The sequence below is a fragment of the Kitasatospora sp. NPDC093102 genome (assembly GCF_040683915.1).
Lineage (GTDB): Bacteria > Actinomycetota > Actinomycetes > Streptomycetales > Streptomycetaceae > Kitasatospora.
Genome location: NZ_JBFBFA010000014.1, coordinates 67,609 through 94,254, shown reverse-complemented (window position 1 = coordinate 94,254; position 26,646 = coordinate 67,609). Strand labels below are relative to the sequence as shown.

The window sequence follows — 26,646 nt, the reverse complement described above, 5'->3', positions numbered from 1 at the left end:
GGCAAGCACGGCCGAGCCGAGGGGGAGCAGAGGACCATGAGCGAGCACGGCAACGCGGCGGTCGAGGGCTTCTCCCGGGGCAACGGCCGCTATGTGCTGCAGCGGCTGCTGGGCGAGGGCGGCATGGCCTCCGTGCACCTCGCCTACGACAGCGTGCTGGACCGGCAGGTCGCGCTGAAGAGCATGCACAGCGAGCTGGGCCGGGACGACTCGTTCAAGGAACGGTTCCGCCGCGAGGCCCAGGCCGTGGCCCGGCTGGAGCACCCCAACATCGTCACGGTGTACGACAGCGGCGAGGACGTCGCCCCGGACGGCTTCAGCACGCCGTACATCGTCATGCAGCTGATCGACGGCAAGGGCCTGCGCGAGGCGATCAACGAGGCGATCGGCCAGCACGGCGCGATGCCGGCCGAGGACGCGCTGAAGGTCACCGTCGGCGTGCTGAACGCGCTGGAGGCCTCGCACGACATGGGCCTGGTGCACCGCGACATCAAGCCCGGCAACGTCATGTTCGACCGCAAGGGCAACGTCAAGGTCATGGACTTCGGCATCGCCCGCGCGCTGGAATCCGGCGTCACGTCGATGACCCAGACCGGCATGGTGGTCGGCACCCCGCAGTACCTCTCGCCCGAGCAGGCGCTCGGCAAGCCGGTGGACGCCCGCTCCGACCTGTACTCGGTCGGCGTGATGCTCTTCGAGATGATCACCGGGCAGCTGGTCTTCGACGGCGACTCGGCGTTCTCGATCGCCTACAAGCACGTCCAGGAGGAGCCGCCGGCCCCCTCCGCCCTCAACCGCTCGATCACCCCCGAGGTGGACGCCTTCGTCGCCCAGTCGCTGCGCAAGGACCCGGCGCACCGGTTCCAGAGCGCGGCGGCGATGCGGGACGAGGCGGAGCGGCTGATCGCGGCCGCCAAGGGCGGCGACAGCGGGCACAAGCTGCAGGCCAGCACCCCGCTGGTGATCAACGAGGGCCCGCGCTCGGTGCACGCTGCTCCGCAGGCCCCGCAGACGCAGCAGCCGCAGTACCTCCAGCAGGGCGGGCAGCCGCAGTACCAGACCCCGCCGCCCGCCTACCAGACGCCGCCGCAGGCCCCGCACACCCCGCACCCCCAGTACCTCCAGCAGGGCGGGCAGCCGCAGTACCAGACCCCGCCGCCCGCCTTCCAGCCCCCGCGGCCGCAGGCCCCGCACACCCCGCACCCCCAGTACCTCCAGCAGGGCGGGCCGCAGGCGCACACCCCGCCGCCGCAGCCGATGCCGCCGTACCAGCAGCCGAAGCAGCCCACCAGCGGCGGCGGCTGCTCGACGGCCGCGGTCGTGATCGGGATCATCATCGGCGTGCTGGTCCTGGCGGGCATCATCATCGCGATCGTGGTCAACAAGGCGAACCAGAAGACCGGCGGCAAGTTCAGCCACGCACCCCTTCCCGCCAACATGCTGGTCGTCGACCTCCCGGCCGACCGGAATGGCCTGCTCTGAGGGTTTCCGGCAGGTCCGGGGGTGCCACGGCGGTCCGCCGGAGGCGGTAGCGTTCGGGGATACGTAAGCGACAGGGCACCGCGATCCGAGCGAACGCCCGGGGCGAGGAGCGATGGCACAGACGCAGCAGCCGGACGACGACGCGGGTGTCCGGGCGGTCGGCCGGACCGGCGGAACCCCGAGGATTCCCCAGCCCGGCGCCGAGGCCGCGACCTCGGCGCTGCCCCCGGTCGCCGCGGGCGGCCCGCAGACCCCGGGCCGCGGCACCGCGGTGCCGCTGAGCACCGTCGGCGACGGCCGCTACCGGCTGACCCACCGGCTCGGGCGCGGCGGCATGGCCGAGGTGTTCGCGGCCGAGGATGTGCGGCTCGGCCGCACCGTCGCGGTCAAGCTGCTGCGCGGCGACCTGGCCCAGGACGACGTCGCCCGGCTGCGTTTCACCCGCGAGGCACACGCCGTCGCGGCGCTCAACCACCACTCGATCGTCTCGGTATACGACACCGGTGAGGAGTACGTCGGGGACGAGTCCACGCCGTACATCGTGATGGAGCTGGTCGAGGGCCGCACCGTCCGCGAGCTGCTGGCGGACGAGGAGGCGCCGCCGGTCGACCAGGCACTGATCATCATCGCCGGTGTACTGGAGGCGCTCGCCTACAGCCACCGCAACGGCATCGTCCACCGCGACATCAAGCCCGCCAACGTGAGCATCACCAACGCCGGCGCGGTCAAGGTGATGGACTTCGGCATCGCCCGGGCGCTGACCGGCGGGGCCACCACGATGACCCAGACCGGCATGGTCATGGGCACCCCGCAGTACCTCTCGCCCGAGCAGGCGCTCGGCAAGCCGGTCGACCACCGCTCCGACCTGTACGCGGCCGGCTGCATGCTCTACGAACTGCTCACGCTGCGCCCGCCGTTCACTGGCGACACCCCGCTGTCGGTGGTCTACCAGCACGTCCAGGACCCGCCGGTGCCGCCCTCGCAGGCCAACGGCCGGGTGCCGGCCGGCCTCGACCCGCTGGTGCTGCGCTCGCTCGCCAAGAACCCGGACGACCGCTTCCAGGACGCCGACGAGTTCCGCGCCCACGTGCAGCACGCGCTGCGCGAGATGCACGACGCGGCCGGGGCCGGCTGGGTCGGCGCGGCCGCGGGCGACACCGGCGCGACCCAGGTGCTCCGGCCGGACCAGACCGCGGCCACCGCGGCCTTCGGCGCGGTGCGCCCGGGCGACCAGACCTCCGTGCTGCCGTACTCGACGGGCGGCCCGCACACCCCCTCCTCGCCCTACCCGGCGGCCGGCGGCCCGTACGGCGGCAACGGCGCGGGCGAGGACGACGAGGGCCCCGGCCGGCGGCGCGGGCCGTGGGCCTGGGTGGCCGGTGCGATCGCCGTGCTGGTCGCGGCCGGTGCGGGCATCGCGTTCGCGCTCAGCGGCGGCGACAAGATCGACCCCGCGGTGCCCTCGTCGCAGGTCCCGGTGGTCGGCACCACCGAGTCGACCACGCCGGCCCAGAGCGGCCTACCGACCCCGCCCGCCTCGGTCTCCGGCACCAAGAAGCCGCAGCAGCCGACCGACCCCGGCAACAACAGCGGGAACAACACCGGGAACAACGGCAACAACATGTCGCCGTCGCCGAATTCGGGCAAGCACTCACCGACCCCGACGTCGACCGGGACCGCCAGCCACACGCCGACGGCGACCGCGCCGGCGTCGACGGCGCCGGCGTCGACGGCGCCCCCGCAGAACGGCGGGGGCAGCCCGCCCGCCAACTCGGCCCCGCCGACCTCGAAGTCGACGCCGGCCGGGCCGCTGACTCCTTGACCCGGTCAGTTGGTGAAGGCGTCCAGGACCTGCTCGTACTCCTGGCACCACCACGCCAGCTGCCCCGCGGAGGCGGGGTAGAGCGGGTCGGCCCGGTGGTCGGCCCGCTGGTAGCGCCACTGCAGCATCCAGAAGTCGTTCAGCCGCTCCCACCAGACCCGGTGGACGGCGGCGGCCAGGTGCTCGGCGGTGGCGGCACCAGAGGCCCGGTACGCCTGTGAGTAGCGGCGGACCCGGACCAGGTCGAGGACGCCGGACGACCGGTCGTTGAAGAGCAGCGTGGCAGCCCGGACCGCCTCCTCGGCGCGTGGCTGCGGTCCGAGCTTGTCCCAGTCCAGGACGGCCGCCACCCGGCCGCCGCCCTGCGGGTCGTCGTCGTACAGCAGGTTGAGGCCGTGGAAGTCGCCGTGGGTCCAGCCGGTGGGCGGCGCAGCCTCCGGGGCGGGGCGACGGTGGGCGTGTTCGGCGAGCAGTTCCAGCCGTTCCGTGAGCCGTTCCACCACCAGGGCGTCCAGCTCCCCGGCCGGGTGGTGCTTCCGGGCGCGGCGCCGCAGGTCGCGGGCGAGTCCGGCGCTGTCGGCGGGGTCGGAGCTCCGGTAGCCGACGGGTTGTTCGAGCGGGGCGCAGACGTCGTCGAGCGCGCCGTGCAGCCGGCCGAGCAGCGCGCCGAGCGCGTCGCACTGCGACGGGTCGAGCTCGCCGCCGTGCCGGTGCCGGCCGTCGACCCAGGGGAACAGCGCGAACAGCCGGCCGCCCCGGGCGGCCACCGTGCCGGACCGTTCGGCGCAGGCCAGCGGGGGTGTGACGGGCAGTCCGAGGGTGTTCAGCGCGGCCATCGCGCGGTGGTGGGCGAGGATCTTCGGACGGCTGGCGGTGGCGGAGTCGACGTAGCACTTCAGGAAGTGCGGACCGGCCTCGGTGGTGACCAGGTACCCCCGGTTCAGCAGGCCCTCGGCGACGGGTTCGGCGGTCAGCAGCCGTCCTACCCGGTAGCGGGCCAGGACCTCGGCGAGCGCGCCCAGCGGGACGGGTGGGCTGAGGGTCCCCATCGGCGGTGCGGAGAGGTCGGGGCGGGCCGGGGCGCAGGCGAGGGTCTGGCTGAAAGTCACGTGGAGAGGTTATGGCCCCTTTGCAGGGGCCCTTGACAAGCCGTCAGTTCTGTGCAGCCGTCCGGTCAGTACTGGTGGTCGGCCTGGTGCCGCGCCACGAAGGCGGCCGCCTGGGTGCGCCGCTCCATGCCCATCTTGGCGAGCAGACTGGAGACGTAGTTCTTCACCGTCTTCTCGGCCAGGTGCAACTCGTTACCGATCTGACGATTTGTCATACCTTCGCCGATCAGGTCGAGGATCCGCCGCTCCTGCTTGGTGAGTTGGGCGAGCCGCTCGTCCTCCTTCTCCCCGCCGTCGCGCAGCCGGGCGAGCACCCTGCTGGTGGCGACCGGGTCGAGCAGCGAGCGGCCGGCCGCGACGTCCCGGACGGCGGTGATCAGGTCGGTGCCGCGGATCGCCTTCAGCACGTAGCCGGAGGCGCCGGCCATGATCGAGTCGAACAGCGCCTCGTCGTCCGAGAACGAGGTCAGCATCAGGCACTTGATCTCCGGCAGCTTGGACCGGATCTCGCGGCAGACCTCGACCCCGTTGCCGTCCGGCAGCCGGACGTCGAGCACTGCGACGTCCGGGTGGACCGCCGGGATCCGGGTGAGTGCCTCGGCGGCCGTGCCGGCCTCGCCGACCACCTCGATGTCGTCCTCGACCGAGAGCAGATCGTGCACGCCCCGTCGGACGACCTCGTGATCGTCGAGCAGGAACACCCTGATTTGTCCGTTATCAGTCACGTCCAAAGCCTCCCATATCATCCTACGAAAGACCTATCGCCCGCACTCCCGTCACGACGGGATCCGGCCACAGCCGTCCGAAACCGATACCGAGAACCCCCTTACGCACGGGCGCCTGCCCGGATAACGTGCGCTGGTGTCCTGAAGGCGCTCGAATTGAGAGCTGCGTCACGCCGACCGTCACCCCCACCCTTCCGACGGCGAGCCGAACGCAGCACCCTCGGGGTTGTAGGCCCTGAACAAGTAGGACGTCCTAGCGCAAGCGCGTCGAGGGCGGACGCTGGGTAACGTTCTCGTGAGGGACGCCGTCGGAACAGGATCACCACTGCCCCGCAGGGGGAGCGCACACCCACGCGCGCCCCGCGAGGCGGTGACCGGACCGGTCACCGGCGACCCCGGGTGGCCGGACAGACCGAGGAGTGAACGTGACCGTCAAAAGCACGGCGAGGGCTCGCAAGAAGGCGGCCCCCGGCGTCCCTGACACCCTCCGCGCCACGGGCAAGGACGCCCAGCCGGAGCTCGTCCAGTTGCTCACGCCGGAAGGCGAGCGGGTCGAGCACCCGGACTACCCCCTCACCACCACTCCCGAGGAGCTGCGCGCCCTCTACCGCGACCTGGTGCTGGTGCGCCGGTTCGACGGCGAGGCCACCGCGCTCCAGCGGCAGGGCGAGCTGGGCCTGTGGGCCTCGCTGCTCGGCCAGGAGGCCGCCCAGGTCGGTTCCGGCCGCGCCATGCGCCCCGGCGACTACGCCTTCCCCACGTACCGCGAGCACGGCGTGGCCTGGTGCCGCGACGTCGACCCGCTGAACCTGCTCGGCATGTTCCGCGGCGTGAACCACGGCGGCTGGGACCCGAACGAGAAGAACTTCCACCTGTACACCATCGTGATCGGCGCGCAGGCCCTGCACGCCACCGGTTACGCGATGGGCGTCAGCAAGGACGGCGCCGACGACGCGGTGATCGCGTATTTCGGCGACGGTGCCTCCAGCCAGGGCGACGTCAACGAGGCCTTCACCTTCGCCTCGGTCTACAACGCCCCGGTGGTGTTCTTCTGCCAGAACAACCAGTGGGCGATCTCCGAGCCCACCACCACCCAGACCAAGATCCCGCTGTACCGCCGCGCCTCCGGCTTCGGCTTCCCGGGCGTCCGGGTCGACGGCAACGACGTGCTGGCCTGCCTCGCTGTCACCCGCTGGGCGCTCGACCACGCCCGCAGCGGCAACGGCCCGGTGCTGATCGAGGCGTTCACCTACCGGATGGGTGCCCACACCACCTCCGACGACCCCACCCGCTACCGGCACGCCGAGGAGACCGAGGCCTGGAAGGCCAAGGACCCGATCACCCGGCTCCGCGCCCACCTGGAGAAGGAGGGCCTGGCCGACGAGGCGTTCTTCGCCGCCCTCGACGCGGAGAGCGAGCAGTTGGGGCTGCGGGTGCGCGAGGGCGTGCGCGGCATGCCGGACCCGGACCCGACCCTGATCTTCGACCACGTGTACAGCGAGCCGCACACGCTGGTCGATGAGGAACGGGCCGAGTACGTCGAGTACGCGGCCTCCTTCGAGGCGGGGGAGACCCACTGATGGCCGGTCAGCTGAGCATCGCCAAGGCGCTGAACGGAGCGCTGCGCACGTCGCTGGAGAACGACCCGAAGACCGTCCTGATGGGCGAGGACATCGGCAAGCTCGGCGGCGTCTTCCGGATCACCGACGGCCTCCAGAAGGACTTCGGCGAGGACCGGGTGATCGACACCCCGCTCGCCGAGTCCGGGATCATGGGTACCGCGATCGGCCTCGCGCTGCGCGGCTACCGCCCCGTCGTGGAGATCCAGTTCGACGGCTTCGTGTACCCGGCCTTCGACCAGATCGTCTCCCAGCTGGCCAAGATGCACGCCCGTGCGCTGGGCCACGTCAAGCTGCCGGTCACCGTGCGCATCCCCTACGCGGGTGGTATCGGTGCGGTCGAGCACCACAGCGAGTCGCACGAGGCGTACTTCGCGCACACCGCCGGTCTGCGCGTGGTCACCCCGTCCAGCGCGCACGACGCGCACTGGATGCTGCGGCAGTCGATCGAGTCCGACGACCCGGTCATCTTCCTGGAGCCCAAGCGCCGCTACTGGGACAAGGGCGAGGTCGGCGCCGCCGCCGACCTGGGCCTGCACGACGCCCGGATCGTCCGGTCCGGCACCGACGCGACGCTGATCGCGTACGGCCCGATGGTCAAGGTCTGCCTGGAGGCCGCCGCGGCTGCCGAGGAGGACGGCCGCCGGCTGGAGGTCGTCGACCTGCGCTCCCTCTCCCCGGTGGACTTCGCCGCGCTGGAGGAGTCGGTCAAGCGCACCGGTCGGGCCGTCGTGGTGCACGAGGCGCCGGTCTTCATGGGCATGGGCGCCGAGCTGGCCGCCCGGCTCACCGAGAAGTGCTTCTACCACCTGGAGGCGCCGGTCCTGCGGGTCGGCGGCTACCACGCGCCGTACCCGCCGTCCCGGGTCGAGGAGGCCTTCCTGCCCGACCTGGACCGCGTGCTCGACGCCGTCGACCGCGCGCTGGCGTACTGATACCGGGGAGCGAAGATGACCACCGAAGTTCGCTCGCTCCGCGAGTTCAAGATGCCCGACGTGGGCGAGGGCCTCACCGAGGCCGAGATCCTCAGCTGGTACGTCAAGCCCGGTGACACCGTCACCGACGGGCAGGTCGTCTGCGAGGTCGAGACCGCCAAGGCGGCGGTGGAGCTGCCGATCCCGTTCAACGGGGTCGTCGAGCAGCTCTTCTTCCCGGAGGGCGCGACGGTCGACGTCGGCACCGTGATCATCTCGGTCGCGGTGGCCGGCGAGGCGGGGGCCGCTCCGGCCGCCGTGCCCGCGCCCGCCCCCGTCGCCGAGGCGCCGGCCGCCGAGGCCGAGGCCGAGCCGGAGCGCCGGGAGGTGCTGGTCGGGTACGGCCCGCGCACCGGCGGCACCCAGCGCCGGGCCCGGCGGACGACCACCACCAAGACCTCCGTCACCGCGTCGAAGACGGCTCCGGCCGCGCCCGCCGCCCCGGTCGCCCCGGCTCCGGCCGCGCCCGCCCCGGTGGCCGAAGTGCCGGTCGGTGAGCGGCCGTTGGCCAAGCCGCCGGTGCGCAAGCTGGCCAAGGACCTCGGCATCGACCTGCGGGCCGTCACCCCGACCGGCCCGGACGGCGTGATCACCCGCGAGGACGTGCACGCCCACGCCGCGGCCCAGGCCGCTCCGGCGGCTCCGGCCGTCGAGGTGACCGAGGTGGCCGAGGTCGCCGAGGTCGCCGGGGTCGAGGTGCCGGTGTCCGCCCCCACCGCGGGCGACGTCCGGGTGCCGATCAAGGGCGTCCGCAAGGCGACCGCGCAGGCGATGGTGGCCTCGGCCTTCACCGCCCCGCACGTCACCGAGTTCGTGCAGGTCGACGTGACCCGCACGATGAAGTTCGTCCGCCGGCTCAAGGAGAGCGGCGAGCTGGGCCGGGACGTCCGGGTCAGCCCGCTGCTGCTGGTCGCCAAGGCGCTGCTCACCGCGATCAAGCGCCACCCGGAGATCAACGCCCAGTGGGACGAGGCGGCCCAGGAGATCGTGATCAAGGGTCAGGTGAACCTCGGCATCGCCGCGGCCACCCCACGCGGCCTGATCGTCCCGAACATCAAGGACGCCGGGTCCAGGACCCTGTCCGGCCTGGCCGTCGCGCTCGGCGAGCTGGTGGAGACCGCCCGCCAGGGCAAGACCTCGCCGGCCGACATGCAGGGCGGCACGGTCACCATCACCAACGTCGGCGTCTTCGGCGTCGACACCGGTACCCCGATCCTCAACCCGGGCGAGGCGGCCATTCTCGCCTTCGGCGCGGTCCGGGAGCTGCCGTGGGTGCACAAGGGCAAGGTGGTTCCGCGTCAGGTGACCACGCTCGCGCTCTCCTTCGACCACCGGCTGGTGGACGGGGAGCTGGGCTCCAAGGTGCTGGCCGACGTGGCCGCGCTGCTGGAATACCCGAAGCGCCTGATCACCTGGGGCTGACGGCCCGGTAGGACCTCGCAGGACCGAAGAAGGGGCCCTTCTCCGCACCGCCGTGCGGAGGAGGGCCCCTTCGTTGCGACCGCCCGTTCGACTAGCGCTGGGGACGGAGTCGGCGGACGGCGATCAGGACGCCGGCTCCGAGGGCGAGGAGCGCGGCGGAGGAGACGGCGAGGAAGGTGTTGGTGGAGGAGGAGCCGGTCTGGGCCAGCTCGGGGGTGCCGGCGGGCGCCGTGGTGGCGGGGGCTGCGGCCGGGGTCGAGGTCTTCGGGGCCTCGGGGGCGGCCGGGGCGGTGTCCTTGGTCCTGTCGGCGGCGGGCTCGGCGGGCTCGGCGGGCTTGGTGTCCTTGGTGGGCGTCGGCTTCGGCTTGGCCGGGGTGGTCGGCTTCGCGCTGGGGGCGGGGGCGGCGGCCCGCGCCACGTGGAAGCTGCGGGACTCGCTGCTCGTGATCGGGAACCCGGGGGCCTTCGCGAGGGCGACGAACTCGAGCCCGGTCGTCTCCTTGGGAGCCTTCGCGGAGAGCCCCACCCGGAACAGGAAGTTCGCGGCCCGACCGTTCTCCAGGCGCGGGGCGGTGGTCGCCGGGGACTCGACGGAGTACAGCGACGGGTCGCAGCCGCCGTGGACCAGCTTGACCGGCTTCCAGCCGCCCGCGGAGGCGACCTCGACCGTGACGTCCTTGGCCTCCAGGCCGCCGGCGGCCGGGTTGTAGATCCCGAGCAGCGCGGAGACGTTCTGGTACGGGGCGCCGGTGAAGTTGGTGACGCTGACGCCGACCTCGACCTTGGGGCCGCCCGCGGTGATGGTCCGGTTGCCCGGGGTCATGATGAACCCGGCCTGGTAGGAGCCCTGGTGGTCGGCGGCGGGCGCCTCGGCGACGCTCGCGGTGGTCTTCGCGCGGGTGGTGGTGTCGCTCTCCCCGCAGGCCCAGGCGGTGTCGGTGGCGAGGAACTGGACGCCGCCGGCGAGGACGGCGGTGGCGGCGAGGGCGGCGAGGCGGCGGCGGCCGGAGAGCGTGCGGTCATTCTTCGCAAAACGGGTGATAACGGGCATGCGCATGACGTGACTCCCCAGGGTCATCGTGCTGATGGTGTGAGTGGGTGAAGACGACCGGCCCCGCTCCTGCCGAGCGGAAGCGCCCCCCGGCTCTGCCGGTCTCGCTCTCCGTGCCTTCACCCGTATAGACGCGCATCCTCGGCGGGGGTTGCAGATGAGTTCCGAAGAATTTTCGGACTCTTCGGCGGGCTTCGGGGGCCACTCAGGTAGTGGTTGGTATGACATGAATGATCCGGAAGGTCCGGATCGTTCGGCCAGGTCGGTGACTTTTACGCGGCCGGATAGGGGAGCCCCACCGGTCAGGGTACGTCTCCGTTCCACCACCCGGGCGACGCCGGGTGACCGGAGCCCGGAGGGCGCACCCGTATGCCGCGTGGCAACCCTGGCCGTCTCGTCCGGAGTGTGGCCGCACTCGTGCTGGTGTCCGTCGCCGCCCTCCCGGCCGCCGTGGAGCTGGCCGGCCCCTCGCCGTTCGGTGTGATCGGGCCGGGGGCGCAGACCGACCGGGCGGCGCCGCCGCACGCGGGCCTCCGCGCCGACCAGCGGGCACCCGAGGCCGCCCCGACCATCGACATACGCCGCACCGGGGACCCGGCCAACCGGATCACCCTGGTGCTGCTCGGCGACGGTTACACGGCCGACGAGCAGGACCTCTTCCGGCAGCAGGCCGACAGGGCCTGGCACGCGCTGATGGACATCGAGCCCTTCCGCACCTACCAGGGCTTCTTCAACATCAGGCGGGTCGAGGTGGTCTCCCCGGTCTCCGGGATCGCCGAGTCCGAGAGCCGCGGCCACAAGAGCGCCACCCCGCTCGGCATGCACTTCTGGTGCGAGGGCACCGCCCGGCTGCTCTGCGCCGACGAGGCCGTCACTGCGCGGTACGCGGGCGACGGCGCCGGGCCGCAGTACCTGATAGCGCTGGCCAACTCCGCCGAGTACGGCGGCGCCGGCGGTACCGGGGTGACCACCCTCGCGGGCGGCAGTCCGGACGCCGGGCGGATCATCCAGCACGAGATCGGGCACACCGTGGGGGACCTCGGCGACGAGTACGACAGTGCCCCGGACGACGCCGACTACCCGAACCTCGCCACCCTCAACGCCGACGACATGCGCAGGAAGCAGACCAAGTGGTGGCGCTGGCTCGGCGCCGAGTCCCCGGACGGGGCCGGGGTGATCGGGGCGTACCGCAGCGCCAACGGCCTCTACCGGCCCACCCCGGACTCGGTGATGCGCACCCTGGGCAGCGCGTACAACCTCCCCTCGCGGGAGGCGATCATCGAGGAGCTGTACCGCAAGGTCCGGCCGACCGACGCCCCGCTGCCGGCCCCCGGCGAGGTGGCCGGGCGGCCCCGGCTCGACGTCCGGCCGCTGCCGCTGACCGGCCCGCGGCAGCTGGAGGTGGAGTGGACGGTGGACGGCGTCCCGGTGACGCCGCAGCCCGCCGACGGCTCCTGGCTGGACACCGCCCAGCTGGAGCTGGCCCCGGGCCGGACGGCCACCGTGACGGCGACCGTCCGGGACACCACCGACTGGGTGCGGGACGAGGCCTTCCGGGAGCGCTACATGACCCGCTCGGTGTCCTGGACGCTGACCGGCTGACGCCCGGTTCGCGCCACCCGGATCTGGGCGTCCAATCATGGGATGACTAGTCTGGTCGGACTATGACCGCGGAGCCCGATCGTTCAGCCCCGTCCCTGTCCGCACCCGCTCCCCGATCCACGGCCGAGCCCCCGGCCGTCCCCACGCCTGTGACCGTGCCCGCGCTCGCACCCGCACCGCCCGGCGGTCGCGCGGCCTGGCTGGCCTGGTCCGTCGGCGTCAGCGTCTACATCCTGGCCGTCATTCACCGCACCAGCCTCGGCGTGGCCGGACTGGACGCCGCCGACCGCTTCGGCATCGGCGCCTCGGCGCTCTCCACCTTCTCGATCCTCCAGGTGCTGGTCTACGCGGCCATGCAGATCCCGGTCGGCCTGCTGGTCGACCGGTTCGGGCCGCGCCGGGTGCTGCTGCTCGGTGTCCTGCTGCTGAGCGCCGGTCAGCTGGCCTTCGCGTTCAGCTCCGCCTTCGGCCCCGCGCTGGCCTCCCGCGCCGTGCTCGGCTGCGGTGACGCGATGACCTTCATCAGCGTGCTGCGGATCGCCGCCCGGTGGTTTCCGGCGGCCCGGAACCCGTTCGTGGCCCAGCTGACCGGCCTGGCCGGGATGGGCGGCAACCTGGTCACCACCGTGGTGCTCGCCCGGGCGCTGCACAGCGAGGGCTGGACGCCCACCTTCACCGCGATCGCCCTGCTGGGTGTGGTGGTGTTCGCGCTGGTCGCGCTCCTCCTCCAGGACACGCCGTCCCACCAGGAGGCCGCCGTACGGCCCGACGCGACCCTGCCCGACGCGGCCCGGCCCGACGCCGTATGGCCCGACGCGGTACGGGCGGCGCGGCCGAAGGCCGGCCGGCAGGTCCTCGCCTGCTGGCGGGAGCCGGGCACCCGGCTCGGGCTCTGGATCCACTTCACCACCCAGTTCCCCGGCAACGCCTTCGGCCTGCTCTGGGGCCTGCCCTACCTGGTGCAGGCGCAGGGCATGTCCCGGGCCGGGGCCGGCGGGCTGCTGACCCTGCTGGTGCTCAGCAACATGACCTTCGGCTTCGTCTTCGGCCGGCTGCTCTCCGCCTCGGCGCGGGCCCGGATGCCGATCGTGCTGACCGTCATCGTGACCACCGCGCTCGGCTGGGCGCTGGTGCTGGCCTGGCCCGGTGGCCACCCGCCGACCTGGCTGCTGGTCGGGATCATCCTGGTGATGGGCAGCAACGGACCGGCCTCGCTGGTCGGCCTCGACTACGCGCGCGCCCGCAACCCCGCGGAGCGGCTCGGCACCGCCTCCGGGATCGTCAACATGGGCGGCTTCATCGGCACGATGATCACCCTGTTCGGCATCGGCGTGCTGCTGGACGCGCTCTCCCCGGACGGCACCGGGGCGTACTCGGCCACCGCCTTCCGCTGGGCGTTCTGCTGGCAGTACGTCCCGCTGGCGCTGGGGACGGCGATGATCCTCAGGCTGCGACGGAAGGTCATGGCAGCCAACCCGTAGGGCTTCCCACCTGCGGAAACGTCATGACCCTCAGGGCCTCTGATCGGTAACCCCTGCTGGAAGCAGGGGTTACCGAACGGGTGTCGGCGCCGGTGTCCGCCCGGAACGACGAGGTCGAACGGGTGAGGTGCCGGCGCCGGATCGACGCATGGACGCACGGGTCGTGCCGACCCAGCGCGCGTCGGTGCGGGTAGGCCGGGTGGTGCCCGCAGGCTCAGATGGTGACCGAGAAGTTGGCCAGCACCCGCTCGGCCAGTTCCCGGTCGCCCTCGACGGAGACCCGGCCGGGCCGGCCGCGGCCGCAGGCGAGCCGCAGGTAGGTCTCCCAGTCCATGGTGAGCTGGACGTCGGGGGCCAGACTGATCGACTCGTCCACGGTGCAGTGGCCGGTGGAGTCCACCCGGACGGTGCGCAGGAACTCCACCGGGCCGGTGACGTCCAGCACCAGGGTCGTCCCGGCCGGGGCCCCGGCCTTGGTGGCGACGGCCTTGGGCAGCAGCTCCAGCAGCAGGTCCCGGGTGATCAGGGCGGCCGGGGCGTCCAGGTTGCCCGGGGTCTCCAGGGCCCGGCGCAGGTCCTGCTCGTGCACCCAGACATCGAAGGCCCGCATCCGCAGCAGCTCGTGGTACGGAACGTCCCTGGCCAGCGGCCCGGCCGGCCAGCGCACCGGCTCGCCGGGCGTCTGCTTGGCGTTCCGCAGCGCCCGGGCGCGGCGGATGATCGTGTACTCCAGCTCGCTGGTCATCTCCAGCGCGGTGTGGCAGCGGCGCTTGTCGACCGGCAGTTCGATGTAGCGGGCGAACTCGGTGGTCACGTGACGGAGGTCACGCGGCAGCGAGTGGATCGGGCGCGGGTCGCCGAGCAGGTCGGACTCGACCGCGATCACGTGCGAGACGACGTCCCGGACGGACCAGCCCGGGCACTCGGTGGCCCGGTTCCAGGAGTCCTCGGGAAGGCGGGCGACCAGCTCCGATATGGACTCGATGGTCTGGGTCCACGCCTCGGTGTAAGCCTGCACGGTCTGGTTGTCCGTCACGGGAATCTCCGGCCCTCCGTCAGCTTCCTTGCCGCCTGTGCCCCGCCGTCACGGCCGACCGGGATGGTCCGGCTTTCCGGGCGCACACGCTAACCGCACGTTACGCTGCCGGGAGACAGCTGGGCAGCGCTTTCGGGTGACGATCGTAGGTCTCTTGCCGTGGACGGTGGTACTGTGCGCGCTTCATTGATCCAACTCGCGGTTTCCGACGTGGAACCCCCCGCCGAGCGGAGGGCTCGGGCGGCGGCCCTGGTGCGGGCGCAGCAGGGCGCAGATCTGGTGGTGCTCCCGGAGCTGTGGCCGCTCGGCGGCTTCGCCTACGACCTCTGGTCGGACGGTGCGGAGACGCTGGACGGGCCCACCTCGGACGTGATGTCGGCCGCGGCCCGGGCCGCCGGGGTCTGGCTGCACGCCGGTTCGATCGTCGAGCGCGATCCGGACGGGCCGATCTACAACACCTCGCTGCTGTTCTCCCCGGACGGCGAGCTGGTGCACACGTACCGCAAGATCCACCGGTTCGGCTTCGACAGCGGCGAGGCGGTGGTGATGGGTGCCGGGCAGGAGATCGTCACCGCGCCCACCGACTTCGCCACCCTGGGCCTGGCCACCTGCTACGACCTGCGCTTCCCGGAGCTGTTCCGGGCGCTGCTGGACGCCGGCGCGCAGCTGCTGGTGGTCCCGGCGGCCTGGCCGGCCCGGCGGCGCGAGCACTGGACGCTGCTGGCCCGGGCCCGGGCGGTGGAGGAGCAGGCCTTCGTGCTGGCCTGCAACACCGCCGGTACGCACGCCGGGGTCGAGCAGGCCGGGCACAGCATCGTGGTGGACCCGTGGGGCCGGGTGCTGGCCGAGGCGGGGGCGGACGAGCAGGTCCTGACGGTCGAGTTCGACCCGGCCGAGGTGGCCGAGGCGCGGGCGGAGTTCCCGGTGCTGCGGGACCGTCTGCTGGGGATCCCGGCGCCGGTCCAGCGCTGAGCCGGAGCGGGGCCGGGGCGCGGCGGACGGCGTTCCGGGAGGGTTGGTTCGTACCGGGGTCGGTCGGGTTTGAGAAGATGAGCACTCGTCGTGTTCCCCGCCGGCCCGTACGAGGGCCGGCACGGTAGGCCGCCCGAGGAGGTCGCCCCATGCCTGACAACGGCGCAGGCGACACCCCCCGCCCCGTCATCCACCGCAACAGCCTGCGCGAGCAGATCGCCGGCGCGCTGCGCGAGGAGATGATGGCCGGTCGACTCGCGGCCGGCCGCAACTTCACCGTCAAGGAGATCGCCGAGCTGTACGGCGTCTCCGCGACCCCGGCCCGCGAGGCCCTGGTCGACCTCGGCGCGCAGGGTCTGCTGCGGGCCGAGCACCACCGCGGCTTCACCGTGCCCGAGCTGGGCTGGGACGACTTCCTGGAGATCTTCGAGTCCCGGGTGCTGATCACCGACAGCTTCCACCGCCAGTACGCCGCCCGCCGTGCGCTGCCCGACCTCGGCCGGCTGCCCTCGCTGCACCGCCGGGCCGACGCGGCGGTGCGGGCCGCCCGGGCCGGGAACCTGGACGTGATGGTGGGCTGCGACCGCCGGTTCTGGCAGGAGGTCGGCGGGCTGCTCGGCAACCGCCGGATCGCCGACTACCTGGACTGGCTGCGGGTGCAGTCCTGGATGTTCGCCGCGCCCTACCTGCGGGAGCTGCCCGTGCTGGGCGGGGTCTGCTGGGAACGCCACCCGGACCTGGTCGAGGCGATCGAGGCCGGCGATGTGGCCGGTGCGCACCGGATCATCTGCGAGTACAACCTGTACACCGTCCGGCTGCTGGCCGGGCTGGCCGGGCAGTCGCTGGAGTCGGTGACCGTCCTGGGGCTGCTCACCGAGGCCGTCGGGGAGGAGCCGCCGGCGGCGGACGTCGAGCCGCCGCCCGCGTCGGCGGCCCCGCCGGAGCCGGCCGCCGGGCCCGCGGACGAGCCCGGCGCGGGACGCGTCGAGCGGAGCCGCCGCAGCGACGAGGTGGGCCGGGAACTCGGCCGTGAGCTGGGCCTGGGCCTCGGCCTGGTGCCGCAGCCGCGCGCGACGCAGTACGGCCGGTTCGGCCGACGGCTGCCCGAGCCGCCCCCGGAGGCCCCGCGGGGACGGCCCGACCCGCACGCCGCACCGGGCCGGTAGGGTGGCGGGCATCGTTACCGGGCGCCCCGTGAAAGGGCCGTCCGGGTACCGACCCAACTCCCGTCGTCGCCCCGCCTCCGCGGGCGATCCCCGCCTCCGGAGAGGAACTGCCGGCCATGGCCTGCGACCTCTGGCTCGTCCCGCTGGTGGACGTGCTGAGCCACAGCCCCGACAACCCCTTCCGGGACGACCTCGCGCTCTACAACTCGGTGCTGGTCTCACGCGGGCTGCCCGAGGTGCCGGTCTACCGGTTCGTCCCGGGCATCAGCGGTGCGGTCGAGCCGATAGCCGCGTTCGACTACGACTCGCTGCACTTCCTGCGCCGCGCCTACCTGTTGGGCCTCACCGGACTGGACATCACCCCGGTCGACGCGCTCGGCGGCGACTACGAGCAGCTGCTGGAGATGTTCGAGAGCAGCGCCGAACAGTCGCACCTGGTCTGGCACTTCGACCACGCCGGCGCGTACGTGCCGGTCGAGTTCGCGGTGCCGCTGGTGGACGACACACTGCTTGCTTCCGGCGGCCCGCTCGGCTCCAGCCACGGGCTGCTGCGCGAACTCCAGGCCGTCGCACCGGCGCTGGGCATCGACCCGCTCAACCCGCCGGACCCGACCCGGCCGCTCGGCCCGACCGGCCTGGAGCAGCCGTTCGGGCCGCCGATCGACGACGTCCACCCCTTCGCCCGGGAGCGGCACGCCTGGTCGGGCCTGTACGCGGCGGCGACCAGGAGCGTCACCCAGGGCTCGATGATCGTCTTCGCCTGACCTCCGGGCACTACCGCAGCGGCCCCTCCGGCGGCCGCTGACGCGGCATGGTGGGCCGGGTGCCCGGCGGCGGCAGCACCCGCACCTGGGCACCCACCCCGGGCTCGCTGCGCCCGCCCCAGGCCCCGCCGGACTGGGTGGGCAGCTGGGTCATCGAGGCACGGAACTCCAGCATCCACTCCGAGGTCTCGGAGCGGACCATGTCCGACACGTCCTCGCAGAACCGGCGCAGCACGCCCAGGCAGCGTTCGGCGGCCTCGCCCGCGGTGCCCTCGGTCGGGCCGAGCACCTCGCGCACGCACTCCGACGCCCAGTCGAACTGGAAGGCCTCCAGGCGGCGTTGCAGCGCCTGCCCGGTGGAGACGTCCCGCATCCAGCCGGAGGTGAGGCCGAAGACCCGGTCGGCGGCCAGGCAGGCGGCGGAGAGTGCGAAGCCGACGTAGCCCCAGCTGGTGCCGTGCGCGAAGGCGCCGGCCAGGTCGACCAGCGGGGCGACCACCCCGCCCACCGCGAAACCGGCCGCACCGAACCGCAGCAGGCGCGCCCAGCGGCGCTTCCAGACCCGGTCCCGGCGGTACCACTCGATCGCCTCGACCGCCCGCTCCTCGGACCAGCGGTAGAGCTCCTCCAGCCGTTCGGCGGGCTCGCCCCAGTCCCCGAGGGGGAACTGGCGGGCGCTCAGATCGGCTCGGTGTCGGGTGGAGGCTCGTCGGACGACGGCGGCGGGCTGGTCCTCCTCACCGATCTCCTTGCCCCAGGCACTCTCCTCGGGCTGCATTTCCGGCTGGCTCACCTGTGGGGCTCCCTGTGGCGGGCGGACTGCTGGGTCTGTCGGCGCAACGGCTGACGTGGCGTCCGCCGATGGTTCTCCAACAGCACTTCTTACCGCCAAATGGCTGACCGTGGGGGCGCTTCTCCGTCGATCGTTACTGGTTTCGGCCACCGGAACCCGAGGTGGGCGGGTTGCGGGGGTCGGCGAGATTTCACCCGTCCGAGCGAGGGTCCGGTGACCCGGCGTCGTGACCCGACCACCCACCGCCGAAACGGCCCGGCCGGGCTTGGAGGATCCTCCGGCGCGCCCGGCGTACGGAGATCTTCTCCTGGAGGATCCGACGGGACCGGAGAGCGACCGGAACAGGCCACCGACTACGCTGCCAGGCGTGAAGGTCCTCGTCATCGGCGGCGGCGCCCGCGAACATGCCCTGTGCCGCTCTCTGTCCCAAGATCCCGCAGTGACCGAACTGCACTGTGCCCCGGGCAACGCCGGGATCGCACAGGTCGCGGCGGTCCACCCGGTCGACCAGCTGGACGGTGCGCAGGTCGCCGCGCTGGCCGGCCGGCTCGGCGCCGGCCTGGTCGTGGTCGGCCCGGAGGCCCCGCTGGTCGCCGGCGTCGCGGACGCCGTCCGCGCGGCCGGCATCCCGGTGTTCGGCCCGTCCGCCGCGGCCGCCCAACTGGAGGGCTCGAAGGCCTTCGCCAAGGACGTGATGGCCGCGGCCGGCGTCCCCACCGCCCGCTCCTACGTCTGCACCACCGCCGCCGAGGCCGCCGAGGCGCTGGACGCCTTCGGTGCCCCGTACGTGGTCAAGGACGACGGCCTGGCCGCCGGCAAGGGCGTCGTGGTCACCTCCGACCGCGAGGCCGCGCTGGCGCACGCCGCCGCCTGCGAGCGCGTGGTCATCGAGGAGTACCTGGACGGCCCCGAGGTCTCGCTGTTCGCGATCACCGACGGCACCACCGTCGTCCCGCTCCAGCCCGCCCAGGACTTCAAGCGCGCACTGGACGGCGACGAGGGCCCCAACACCGGCGGCATGGGTGCCTACTCGCCGCTGCCGTGGGCGCCCGCAGGGCTGGTCGAGGAGGTCCTGGAGACCGTCCTCCAGCCGACCGTGGACGAGCTGCGCCGCCGCGGCACCGAGTTCTCCGGCCTGCTGTACGCGGGCCTGGCGCTCACCTCGCGCGGCACCCGGGTGATCGAGTTCAACGCCCGCTTCGGCGACCCGGAGACCCAGGTCGTGCTGGCCCGGCTGCGCACCCCGCTGGCGGGCGTGCTGCTGGCCTCCGCCACCGGCACCCTGGACCAGCTCGAGCCGCTGCGCTGGGACGAGGGCGCAGCCGTCACCGTGGTCGTCGCCTCCGAGGGCTACCCGGCCGCCCCGCGCACCGGCGACCCGATCGAGGGCCTGGCCGAGGCGGAGGCGGACGGCACCGCGTTCGTGCTGCACGCCGGGACGACGGCGGGCGAGGACGGCCGGGTGCTGAGCGCCGGCGGCCGCGTCCTGTCGGTCACCGCCACCGGCGCCGACCTGGCCGAGGCGCGCGGGCGCGCGTACGCCGCGGTGGACCGGATCTCCCTCAAGGGCGGCCAGCACCGCACCGACATCGCGCTGAAGGCGGCCACCGCCTGAGGCGTCGGCGTCCGCGCCGCCCGCGGCCCCCGTGCGAACCGTTCGCACGGGGGCCGCGGTGCGTCGCACCCACGGTGCGGGGCGGCGGCGGGCGGGCCCCGGCAGGGGTGAGCGAGTCCCGAACAACCGAGCCCGCCGGTCAACCCCATGGGCGCAGCGTCCCGGGCGTTTCGGGGTCGGAGCGGCCGCAGGGGCGGACGCACTGTTCGGCCGACGGATTCCAGTCCATCGGGTGACAGCACCCGCATCCGGCTGACGCAACCGGTTGTTCGGCCTTATGGTGCGCTGGATCGCGGTGCGCGGGGCCCGTGCGCCGGGGTCGCCGCCGGGTAGCGGTGCTCCCACGGGGGGATGCTGGACGGCGTCCGGCCGGGCGGTCGTCCGGGTGCTTCGCACCGGACCGGTCGCCTTCGTCCGGGCGGCGTCACCGGAACGACCGGGCGGTGTCACCGGGACGAGTGGTAACCGGGGCGATCCGGAACGCCCACCCGGACCGGGGCGTCGAAAATGTCAGTAGCGCCACGCAGCATGCACTACCGGGGATCGGACACCTCCGCTTCCCGGTCGGAACTGATCGTTTCGAGTCGGCTCAGTGCCCGAAGCCGGGCGCCCGAGGGCTCCGAAGGGGGTGCCGCACCGTATGGCCGCAGTCGACATCGCGCGCGCTCACGCCCAGGCGGTCCTGCGGGTCCGGGGCCTCGCCCGGGCCGCCGCCGCCCTGCCCGCCGCCGTCGCGGTGGTCCTGTTCGCGGGCCGGTTCACCGGCCGGATCGGCGCGCCCGGGGCCGCCGACGCGGCGGGCTGGGACGCCGCCCGCTGGGCGGTCTGCGCGGTCGCCGCGCTGACCCTGCTGGTGGCCGGGCTGACCGCCCGGGCCCTGCGCCGGGCCGTCCCGCCGTGCACCCCGGCCGTCCCGCTGGACCGCGCCGAGGCCCCCGAGCTGTACCGGCTGATCGACGAACTGGCGGACCGGCTGGACGTGCCCGCGCCCTCCGCCATCGCCCTCACTCCGGACTGCGACAGCTGGCTGGAGGACATCCCGGCGGCCCGGCGGACGGCACCGCCGAGGCCGCACCCGCTGCGGCCGCACCCCGAGCCGCCCGCCCCCGTCCTGGTGATCGGCTCGCCCTTCCTGTGGTGGATGCGGGCCGGGGAGCTGCGCGCCCTGCTCGCCCCCGTGGTGGCCGGCACCGCCGCCTCCGCCGACCCGGAGATCGCCGCCGCCCGGAGCTTCCTGCGCAGCCTGGACGCCTGTCTGGACTCCGGCGGCGGTCCGGCCCCCGGCCTCGGCGGCGGCACCCTGGCCGCCCCGCCCCGGCCGCCCCGGGGCGGTCCGGCCGCACTCGCCGAGCGGGTCATCCGCCGCATCACCCGCCGCCTGCTCGGCGCCTGCCGGGGCCACTCCGCCGAGCTGGAACGCTCGGTCGCCGGCTGGGCCTCCGAGCAGGCCAGGACGGTCGACTACGGCCTGCGGATCGCCGCCCAGGAGCAGGTCGGCCTGGCCTACGCGGGCTGGGACCGGCTGCTCACCCGGGTCGCGCTGCCCGCCTGGCGGCTCGGCCGCCACCCGGCCCACCTCAACGCCGGCGTGGTCTCCGCGCTCACCGAGCTGTCCCGGCGCGACCGGCTGGCCGACGGCTACGGCAGCCGGCTCGGCGACCGCCCCGCCTGCGACCTGCTGGAGGAGCCCGGCGCCGTCGACCGGGCGGTCTCCCGGCTCGCCGCAGACCTGTTCTTCGGCCGTCCGGAAGCCGGCACCTGGCACGAGCTGGAGTGGGCCGACTACCCGGCCGACGTGGTGGACGCCGGCTGGCGGGCGGGCGCCGCCACCCTGCAGACCGCCCTGGACCGGCTCGCCCCGCGGCCCCGCCCCGGCGCCCCGACCCTCACCCGGCTGCTGGGCCGGCTCGCCGAGGGCGACGGCGAGCTGCTGGCCGCCGCGCTCGCCGCCCAGCTGGCCCGCACCACCGCCCCGGCCCCGCTGCTCGAACCCGACCGCAGCGGCCGCGACCTGCTGGTCGACCACGTCACCGCGATGGTCTGCTGCGCCGCCGTGGACACCACCGGCGGCGCCCCCGGCCTGGACTGGCTGGACGGCCCGGTGCTGCTGCTCGGCGGAGTGCGCCGCACCGACCTGGCCGGCCCGGTCGCCCAGGCCGTCGAACAGGGCCAGGACGGCCCGCTGCGCGCCTGGCTGGACGCCGCCGACGTCCGGCTGGAGAAACCCGTCCGCCTCTGATGTCCCGGGCGTCCCAGGAGGGCGCTCGGCACCGCCGCGCGCGCCCCCGATCGGTTCGGACGCCGGGCGTCTTCGCAGGCCGGAGGCCCTGCCCGGGAGGCGCGCGAGATTCCCTGCACCAATTGCTACCGGAGGGTGACGTTGCGCCAGCACTCTGTGGTGTATTAGACCGCACGCACATCCGGGGGGCACGTGCCAACCGGGCGGAAGTGCACCTGGGAGGGGCGCGTGGGGACCGAACTCAACCGCCGCTGGGAGTCGGGGACGCACGCCTACAGCGTCTCCGACCCCTTCGGCCAGGGCCCGCTGCCCTGGCTGCGCAGCCCGGACCAGTACCTGGCCGGCGCGGAGGGCGCCGTCCCCTGGTACGTCTCGGTGGACGCGCCCGGCCAGCAGCCGCTGATCGCGGGCACCCGGCCCAAGCCGTCGGTGGGCACCCCACAGGGCGCCAACGACGTGGACCAGCAGATCAAGGGCTTCGCCTCGGCCGGGGTGATCCGCCCCGGCGGCTCGGTGGACTTCCGGGTCACCGTCAACCCGCCCCGCGAGTTCACCGTGGACGTCTTCCGGATCGGCCACTACGGCGGCGACGGCGCCCGCCACGTGACCTCCAGCCCGCTGATCGCCGGTCTCGCCCAGCCCGCCCCGCTGGTCGCCGACCGGACGGTCTCCTGCCACCACTGGTGGCACTCCTGGCGGCTGCAGATCCCGACGCACTGGAAGCCCGGCTCCTACGTCGCCGTGCTGACCACCGCGGACATGCTGCACCGCAGCCACATCCCGTTCACCGTCCGGGACTTCGAGGAGCAGGGGCACACCGCCGAGCTGCTCCTGGTGCTCCCGGACGTGACCTGGCAGGCGTACAACCTGTTCCCCGAGGACGGCCGCACCGGCGCCAGCCTCTACCACGCCTGGGACGGCCGGGGCGGCCTGGTCGGCGAGCCCGAGGCGGCCGTCACCGTCTCCTTCGACCGCCCGCACGCCACCGCCGGACTGCCGCTGCACGTCGGCCACGCGTACGACTTCATCCGCTGGGCCGAGCGCTACGGCTACGACCTGTCGTACGCCACCGCCACCGACCTGCACGCCGGCCTGGTGGACCCGTCCCGGCACCGGGCGCTGGTCTTCCCCGGCCACGACGAGTACTGGTCCGAACCGATGCGCCGGGCCGCCGAGCGGGCCCGGGACGGCGGCACCTCGCTGGTGTTCCTCTCCGCCAACACCATGTACTGGCGGGTCGAGCTGACCGCTGCCGCCTCCGGTGAGCCCAACCGGCTGCTCAACTGCCGCAAGCGGCAGAAGGTCGTCCCCGGCAGCCCGGCCGCCGGCGCGTCCGGCGCGGCCAGCGCGCTGTGGCGGGACGCCGGAGAGCCCGAGCAGCACCTGCTCGGGGTGCAGTACTCGGGGCGGGTCGCCGCGCCCGTCCCGCTGGTCGCCCGGCACACCGCGCACTGGCTCTGGGACGGCACCGGCCTCCAGGAGGGCGACGAACTGCCCGGGCTGGTCGCCGGCGAGGCCGACCGCTACTACCCCAAGGTCGCGCTGCCCGAGCACGTCGAGCGGGTGCTGCTGGCACACTCGCCGTACCAGGACCTGGCCGGCCGCACCCGCTACCAGGAGACCTCGCTGTACCGGGCGCCCAGCGGCGCGTATGTCTTCGCGGCCGGCACCTTCGCCTGGTCGCCCGCGCTGGGCCGTCCGGGCCTGACCGACGAGCGGATCCAGCGGGCCACCGCCAACCTGCTGGACCGGCTCTGCAAGAACCAGCCGTCGATCCCGGGCCCGACGGCCGGAGAACCGGCGTTCCGCGGTCGTGAAAGACTGCGGGGGCAGTGACCTCCCCTTTCACGGTGCCCCCGCCCGTGAACGACCCCTGAGGACTGAGACACCTTGAGCGGATTTGTCACCAAGCCCGAGCCGGTCCAGGTACCCGGCCTGGTCCACCTGCACACCGGCAAGGTGCGCGACCTCTACCGCACCGAGTCGGGTGAGCTGGTCATGGTGGCCAGCGACCGGACGTCCGCCCACGACTGGGTGCTGCCGAACGAGATCCCCGACAAGGGCCGCATCCTCACCCAGCTGTCGCTGTGGTGGTTCGAGCGGATCGCCGACATCGTCCCCAACCACGTGATCTCCACCGAGGTCCCGGCCGGCGCCCCGGCCGACTGGAAGGGCCGCACGCTGGTCTGCCGCAGCCTGGAGATGATCCCGGTCGAGGCGGTCGCCCGCGGCTACCTGGCCGGCTCCGGCCTGGCCGAGTACGAGGAGAACCGCACGGTCTGCGGCATCGCGCTGCCGGAGGGCCTGGAGAACAGCTCCGAGCTGCCCGCCCCGATCTACACCCCGGCGCTCAAGGCCGAGGTCGGCGAGCACGACGAGAACGTCTCCTACGAGGAGACCGCCCGCCGGATCGGCGCGGATCTGGCCGCCCAGCTGCGCCGCACCACCCTGGACGTCTACGCCCGGGCCCGGGACATCGCCCGCGGCCGCGGCATCATCCTGGCCGACACCAAGTTCGAGTTCGGCCTGCTGGACGGCGAGCTGGTGATCGGCGACGAGGTGCTCACCCCGGACTCCTCCCGCTACTGGCCCGCCGACGAGTACCAGCCGGGCCGCTCGCAGTCGTCCTTCGACAAGCAGCTGATCCGCGACTGGCTGGTCTCCCCTGCCTCCGGTTGGGACCGTTACAGCGAGCAGCCGCCGCCGGCGCTGCCGGCCGAGATCGTCGAGCAGACCCGGGCCAAGTACATCGAGGTGTACGAGCGGCTGACCGGGACCACCTGGGCGTAATGCCTCGACGCCCGCGGGTACGGCCTCAGATCCAGCCGTGCTCGCGGGCGATCCGCACTGCCGCGTGCCGGTTCTCGGCGCCCAGCTTGGTGGCCGCCGAGGACAGGTAGTTGCGCACCGTGCCCTGGGAGAGCGAGGCCCGCTCGGCGATCTCGGCGATCGAGGTGCCGTCGGCGGCCAGCTCCAGGACGTCCGTCTCGCGCGGGGTCAGCGGGGTCTCGCCGGCGCTGATCGCGTCCGCGGCCAGCTCCGGGTCCACGTACCGGCCGCCGGAGCGCACGGTGCGGATGATGCCGGCCAGGTCGGCCGCCGAGACGGTCTTCGGCAGGAAGCCGCGCACCCCGACCTCCAGCGCCCGCTTCAGGTAGCCCGGGCGGCCGTGCCCGGTGACGATCATGCAGCGGCAGTCCGGCAGCAGCAGGCGCAGCTGGGCGGCCACCTCGATGCCGTCCTTGCCCGGCATCTGGAGGTCCAGCACCGCGACGTCCGGGCGGTGCGACTGCGCCATCGCCAGCGCCTCCGGGCCGGAGCCGGCCTGCGCGACCACCTCGATGTCGTCCTCCAGCGAGAGCAGCGCGGCCAGCGCGCCCCGGATCAGGTGCTCGTCGTCGGCGAGCAGGACGCGGACGGGCGCGGTGTCGGTCATCGGGCGACCTTCCTCAACGGCGGATCAGCGGTCGGAGCGGGACGGTGGCGAGCATCCGGAAGACGCCCGCCTCGGCGGCCGGCACGGTCAGCTCGCCGTCGTGGGCGGCGAGCCGCTCGCGCAGTCCGCGCAGCCCGGTGCCGCTGCCCTGGGAGGGGAACGGGACGTCGGGCACCCCGTCATTCTCCAGTTCCAGCACGGCCCGTCCGTCCTCGGTCCGCAGCCGGATCAGGCAGCGGTCGGCCTCGCTGTGCCGCAGCACGTTGGTGGTGGCCTCGCGGATCACCCAGCCGAACACCGACTGCACCGGGGCCGGCAGCTCGTCGGCGTGCTCGCCGAGGTCGATCTCGCAGGTGACGTCGGCCGAGCGCAGCACGGCGCGGGCGCCGATCGCCTCGGCGTGCAGGTCGGCGGTGCGGTAGCCGCGGATGACGTCCCGGACCTCGCGCTGCGACTCCTGGGCGATCTTCTGCACCTCGGCCATCTGGTCGGCGGCCTCCTCGCGCCCCCGGCGGGCGAGCTGGACGGCGAGCTCGCTCTTCAGCGCGATGGTGGTGAGGTTGCGGCCCATCACGTCGTGCAGGTCGCGGGAGAAGCGCAGCCGCTCCTCGGCGACGGCCAGCCGGGACTGCGCCTCGCGGGCGGCGTCCAGCTCCCAGACCACCGAGGTCAGCCAGGCGAAGCTGCGGCAGGTCGCCCCGAGGACGGGCAGCGTGATCAGGACGGCGACCAGCATTCCGGCGGTGCCGGCGACGCCGTACCCGGCCAGCGCCATCGCCGGGGCCACCAGCAGGAACCCGCCGAGGGCGGCCAGCGCGGCTCGGGGCAGCGACAGTCCGATGGACGCCGGGCCGAAGGCTATGGCGAGCAGGAGGGACGAGGCCGTGGAGGTGAACGCCGTTCCCTGCGGGCCGTCCGCCCCACTGGCGTTCGGTCCGGACAGCAGGACGGCCCAGGAGCCGGCCACCGCGAACGCGCCGTTGACGGCCAGCCAGCGCAGGTGGTCGGTGGGGCGCTTCAGGTAGTGGTCGAGCGAGGTGCGGCAGGCCCGCAGGCCCAGCAGCGTCGAGGTGAGTGCGACCAGCAGGGCGATCCGGACCGTTCCGATGGAGCCCGGCAGGTCGGCACGGGCCCCGGCGGCGAGCAGCGTGATCGGGAGCAGCAGCAGCGGCAGCGAGTAGAGCGACCAGCGCAGGTACAGCTCGGTGCGCTGGGGTTTGCTCAGGTTCGTCCAGCTGTGAAGCGGCGACCGCAGTTTCAATTCTTCCGCCCCCAGTTCGACCACGATCATGCTTGTTGCCTTCATATCAGAGGTTGAACCGAGGGCGGTCCTTCGGA

21 protein-coding genes are annotated in these 26,646 nt (G+C 73.5%); 14 read left to right on the top strand and 7 right to left on the bottom strand.

Annotated features, from left to right (window positions below):
* Positions 1–36: 36 nt before the first annotated feature.
* The gene (locus AB0O11_RS20240; RefSeq protein ID WP_363388578.1) at positions 37–1,482 is read left to right on the top strand and encodes a protein kinase; all 1,446 of its coding nucleotides are present in this window, start codon (positions 37–39) and stop codon (positions 1,480–1,482) included.
* Positions 1,483–1,594: 112 nt separating this feature from the next.
* On the top strand, positions 1,595–3,304 hold the full coding sequence (locus tag AB0O11_RS20235) for a protein kinase (RefSeq protein WP_363388575.1): 1,710 nt from the start codon (positions 1,595–1,597) through the stop codon (positions 3,302–3,304).
* A gap of 5 nt (positions 3,305–3,309) precedes the next feature.
* Here the strand turns inward: AB0O11_RS20235 and AB0O11_RS20230 are convergent, their stop codons facing one another.
* Both AB0O11_RS20230 and AB0O11_RS20225 read right to left on the bottom strand, forming a co-directional pair.
* Positions 3,310–4,413, bottom strand: a complete 1,104-nt coding sequence (locus AB0O11_RS20230) for a phosphotransferase (protein WP_363388573.1) — start codon at positions 4,411–4,413, stop codon at positions 3,310–3,312.
* 65 nt (positions 4,414–4,478) lie between these two features.
* Entirely contained in the window at positions 4,479–5,138 is a 660-nt protein-coding gene (locus AB0O11_RS20225) for a response regulator transcription factor (protein ID WP_074001879.1), read from the bottom strand.
* A 419-nt stretch (positions 5,139–5,557) separates the two neighbouring features.
* Between AB0O11_RS20225 and pdhA the strand changes: the two genes are divergently transcribed.
* Genes pdhA through AB0O11_RS20210 form a run of 3 tightly spaced genes read left to right on the top strand, consistent with a single transcriptional unit; the run spans position 5,558 to position 9,153 of the window.
* Positions 5,558–6,718, top strand: a complete 1,161-nt coding sequence (pdhA, locus tag AB0O11_RS20220; RefSeq protein WP_363388569.1) for a pyruvate dehydrogenase (acetyl-transferring) E1 component subunit alpha — start codon at positions 5,558–5,560, stop codon at positions 6,716–6,718.
* Positions 6,715–7,692, top strand: coding sequence for an alpha-ketoacid dehydrogenase subunit beta (locus AB0O11_RS20215; protein WP_363388701.1), 978 nt, complete (start codon positions 6,715–6,717; stop codon positions 7,690–7,692). The genes pdhA and AB0O11_RS20215 overlap by 4 nt, the downstream gene beginning before the upstream one ends.
* 15 nt (positions 7,693–7,707) lie before the next feature.
* Positions 7,708–9,153, top strand: a complete 1,446-nt coding sequence (locus tag AB0O11_RS20210) for a dihydrolipoamide acetyltransferase family protein (RefSeq protein ID WP_363388567.1) — start codon at positions 7,708–7,710, stop codon at positions 9,151–9,153.
* Positions 9,154–9,244: 91 nt separating this feature from the next.
* Here AB0O11_RS20210 and AB0O11_RS20205 read toward each other — a convergent pair whose 3' ends face one another.
* Entirely contained in the window at positions 9,245–10,210 is a 966-nt protein-coding gene (locus AB0O11_RS20205; protein ID WP_363388564.1) for an LPXTG cell wall anchor domain-containing protein, read from the bottom strand.
* A 399-nt stretch (positions 10,211–10,609) separates the two neighbouring features.
* Between AB0O11_RS20205 and AB0O11_RS20200 the strand changes: the two genes are divergently transcribed.
* On the top strand, positions 10,610–11,806 hold the full coding sequence (locus AB0O11_RS20200) for a M64 family metallopeptidase (protein WP_363388561.1): 1,197 nt from the start codon (positions 10,610–10,612) through the stop codon (positions 11,804–11,806).
* A 155-nt stretch (positions 11,807–11,961) separates the two neighbouring features.
* Positions 11,962–13,287: an MFS transporter gene (locus tag AB0O11_RS20195; RefSeq protein WP_363388558.1), complete on the top strand. Its 1,326-nt coding sequence runs from the start codon at positions 11,962–11,964 to the stop codon at positions 13,285–13,287.
* A 214-nt stretch (positions 13,288–13,501) separates the two neighbouring features.
* Here AB0O11_RS20195 and AB0O11_RS20190 read toward each other — a convergent pair whose 3' ends face one another.
* Positions 13,502–14,323 (bottom strand): maleylpyruvate isomerase family mycothiol-dependent enzyme, encoded by an 822-nt coding sequence (locus AB0O11_RS20190; protein ID WP_363388555.1) that lies wholly within the window; start codon positions 14,321–14,323, stop codon positions 13,502–13,504.
* A gap of 174 nt (positions 14,324–14,497) precedes the next feature.
* On the opposite strand from AB0O11_RS20190, the gene AB0O11_RS20185 reads away from it, so the two are divergent.
* The 3 genes from AB0O11_RS20185 (at position 14,498) to AB0O11_RS20175 (ending at position 17,225) form a co-directional block, all read left to right on the top strand.
* A complete protein-coding gene (locus AB0O11_RS20185) occupies positions 14,498–15,295 on the top strand; it encodes a carbon-nitrogen family hydrolase (protein WP_363388552.1) in 798 nt (265 codons plus the stop codon).
* Positions 15,296–15,444: 149 nt separating this feature from the next.
* Entirely contained in the window at positions 15,445–16,461 is a 1,017-nt protein-coding gene (locus AB0O11_RS20180) for a GntR family transcriptional regulator (RefSeq protein WP_363388549.1), read from the top strand.
* Between the two features lie 116 nt (positions 16,462–16,577).
* Positions 16,578–17,225 carry a hypothetical protein gene (locus tag AB0O11_RS20175; RefSeq protein WP_363388546.1) on the top strand — a complete coding sequence of 216 codons (648 nt, stop codon included), beginning with the start codon at positions 16,578–16,580 and terminating at the stop codon, positions 17,223–17,225.
* Between the two features lie 10 nt (positions 17,226–17,235).
* Here the strand turns inward: AB0O11_RS20175 and AB0O11_RS20170 are convergent, their stop codons facing one another.
* On the bottom strand, positions 17,236–18,018 hold the full coding sequence (locus AB0O11_RS20170) for an SLATT domain-containing protein (protein ID WP_363388543.1): 783 nt from the start codon (positions 18,016–18,018) through the stop codon (positions 17,236–17,238).
* A gap of 367 nt (positions 18,019–18,385) precedes the next feature.
* Here AB0O11_RS20170 and purD point away from each other — a divergent pair, with 367 nt between their 5' ends.
* The 4 genes from purD (at position 18,386) to AB0O11_RS20150 (ending at position 24,662) form a co-directional block, all read left to right on the top strand.
* Entirely contained in the window at positions 18,386–19,633 is a 1,248-nt protein-coding gene (gene purD / locus AB0O11_RS20165; RefSeq protein WP_363388540.1) for a phosphoribosylamine--glycine ligase, read from the top strand.
* Between the two features lie 640 nt (positions 19,634–20,273).
* Positions 20,274–21,872, top strand: coding sequence for a hypothetical protein (locus AB0O11_RS20160; protein WP_363388537.1), 1,599 nt, complete (start codon positions 20,274–20,276; stop codon positions 21,870–21,872).
* A 228-nt stretch (positions 21,873–22,100) separates the two neighbouring features.
* The gene (locus tag AB0O11_RS20155) at positions 22,101–23,708 is read left to right on the top strand and encodes a N,N-dimethylformamidase beta subunit family domain-containing protein (protein ID WP_363388534.1); all 1,608 of its coding nucleotides are present in this window, start codon (positions 22,101–22,103) and stop codon (positions 23,706–23,708) included.
* 54 nt (positions 23,709–23,762) lie between these two features.
* Complete coding sequence (locus tag AB0O11_RS20150) at positions 23,763–24,662, top strand: phosphoribosylaminoimidazolesuccinocarboxamide synthase (protein WP_363388531.1); 900 nt, start codon at positions 23,763–23,765, stop codon at positions 24,660–24,662.
* A 25-nt stretch (positions 24,663–24,687) separates the two neighbouring features.
* Here AB0O11_RS20150 and AB0O11_RS20145 read toward each other — a convergent pair whose 3' ends face one another.
* Positions 24,688–25,308 carry a response regulator transcription factor gene (locus AB0O11_RS20145; protein ID WP_363388528.1) on the bottom strand — a complete coding sequence of 207 codons (621 nt, stop codon included), beginning with the start codon at positions 25,306–25,308 and terminating at the stop codon, positions 24,688–24,690.
* Positions 25,309–25,321: 13 nt separating this feature from the next.
* Positions 25,322–26,614 (bottom strand): sensor histidine kinase, encoded by a 1,293-nt coding sequence (locus AB0O11_RS20140; protein WP_363388525.1) that lies wholly within the window; start codon positions 26,612–26,614, stop codon positions 25,322–25,324.
* Between the last annotated feature and the right edge of the window lie 32 nt (positions 26,615–26,646).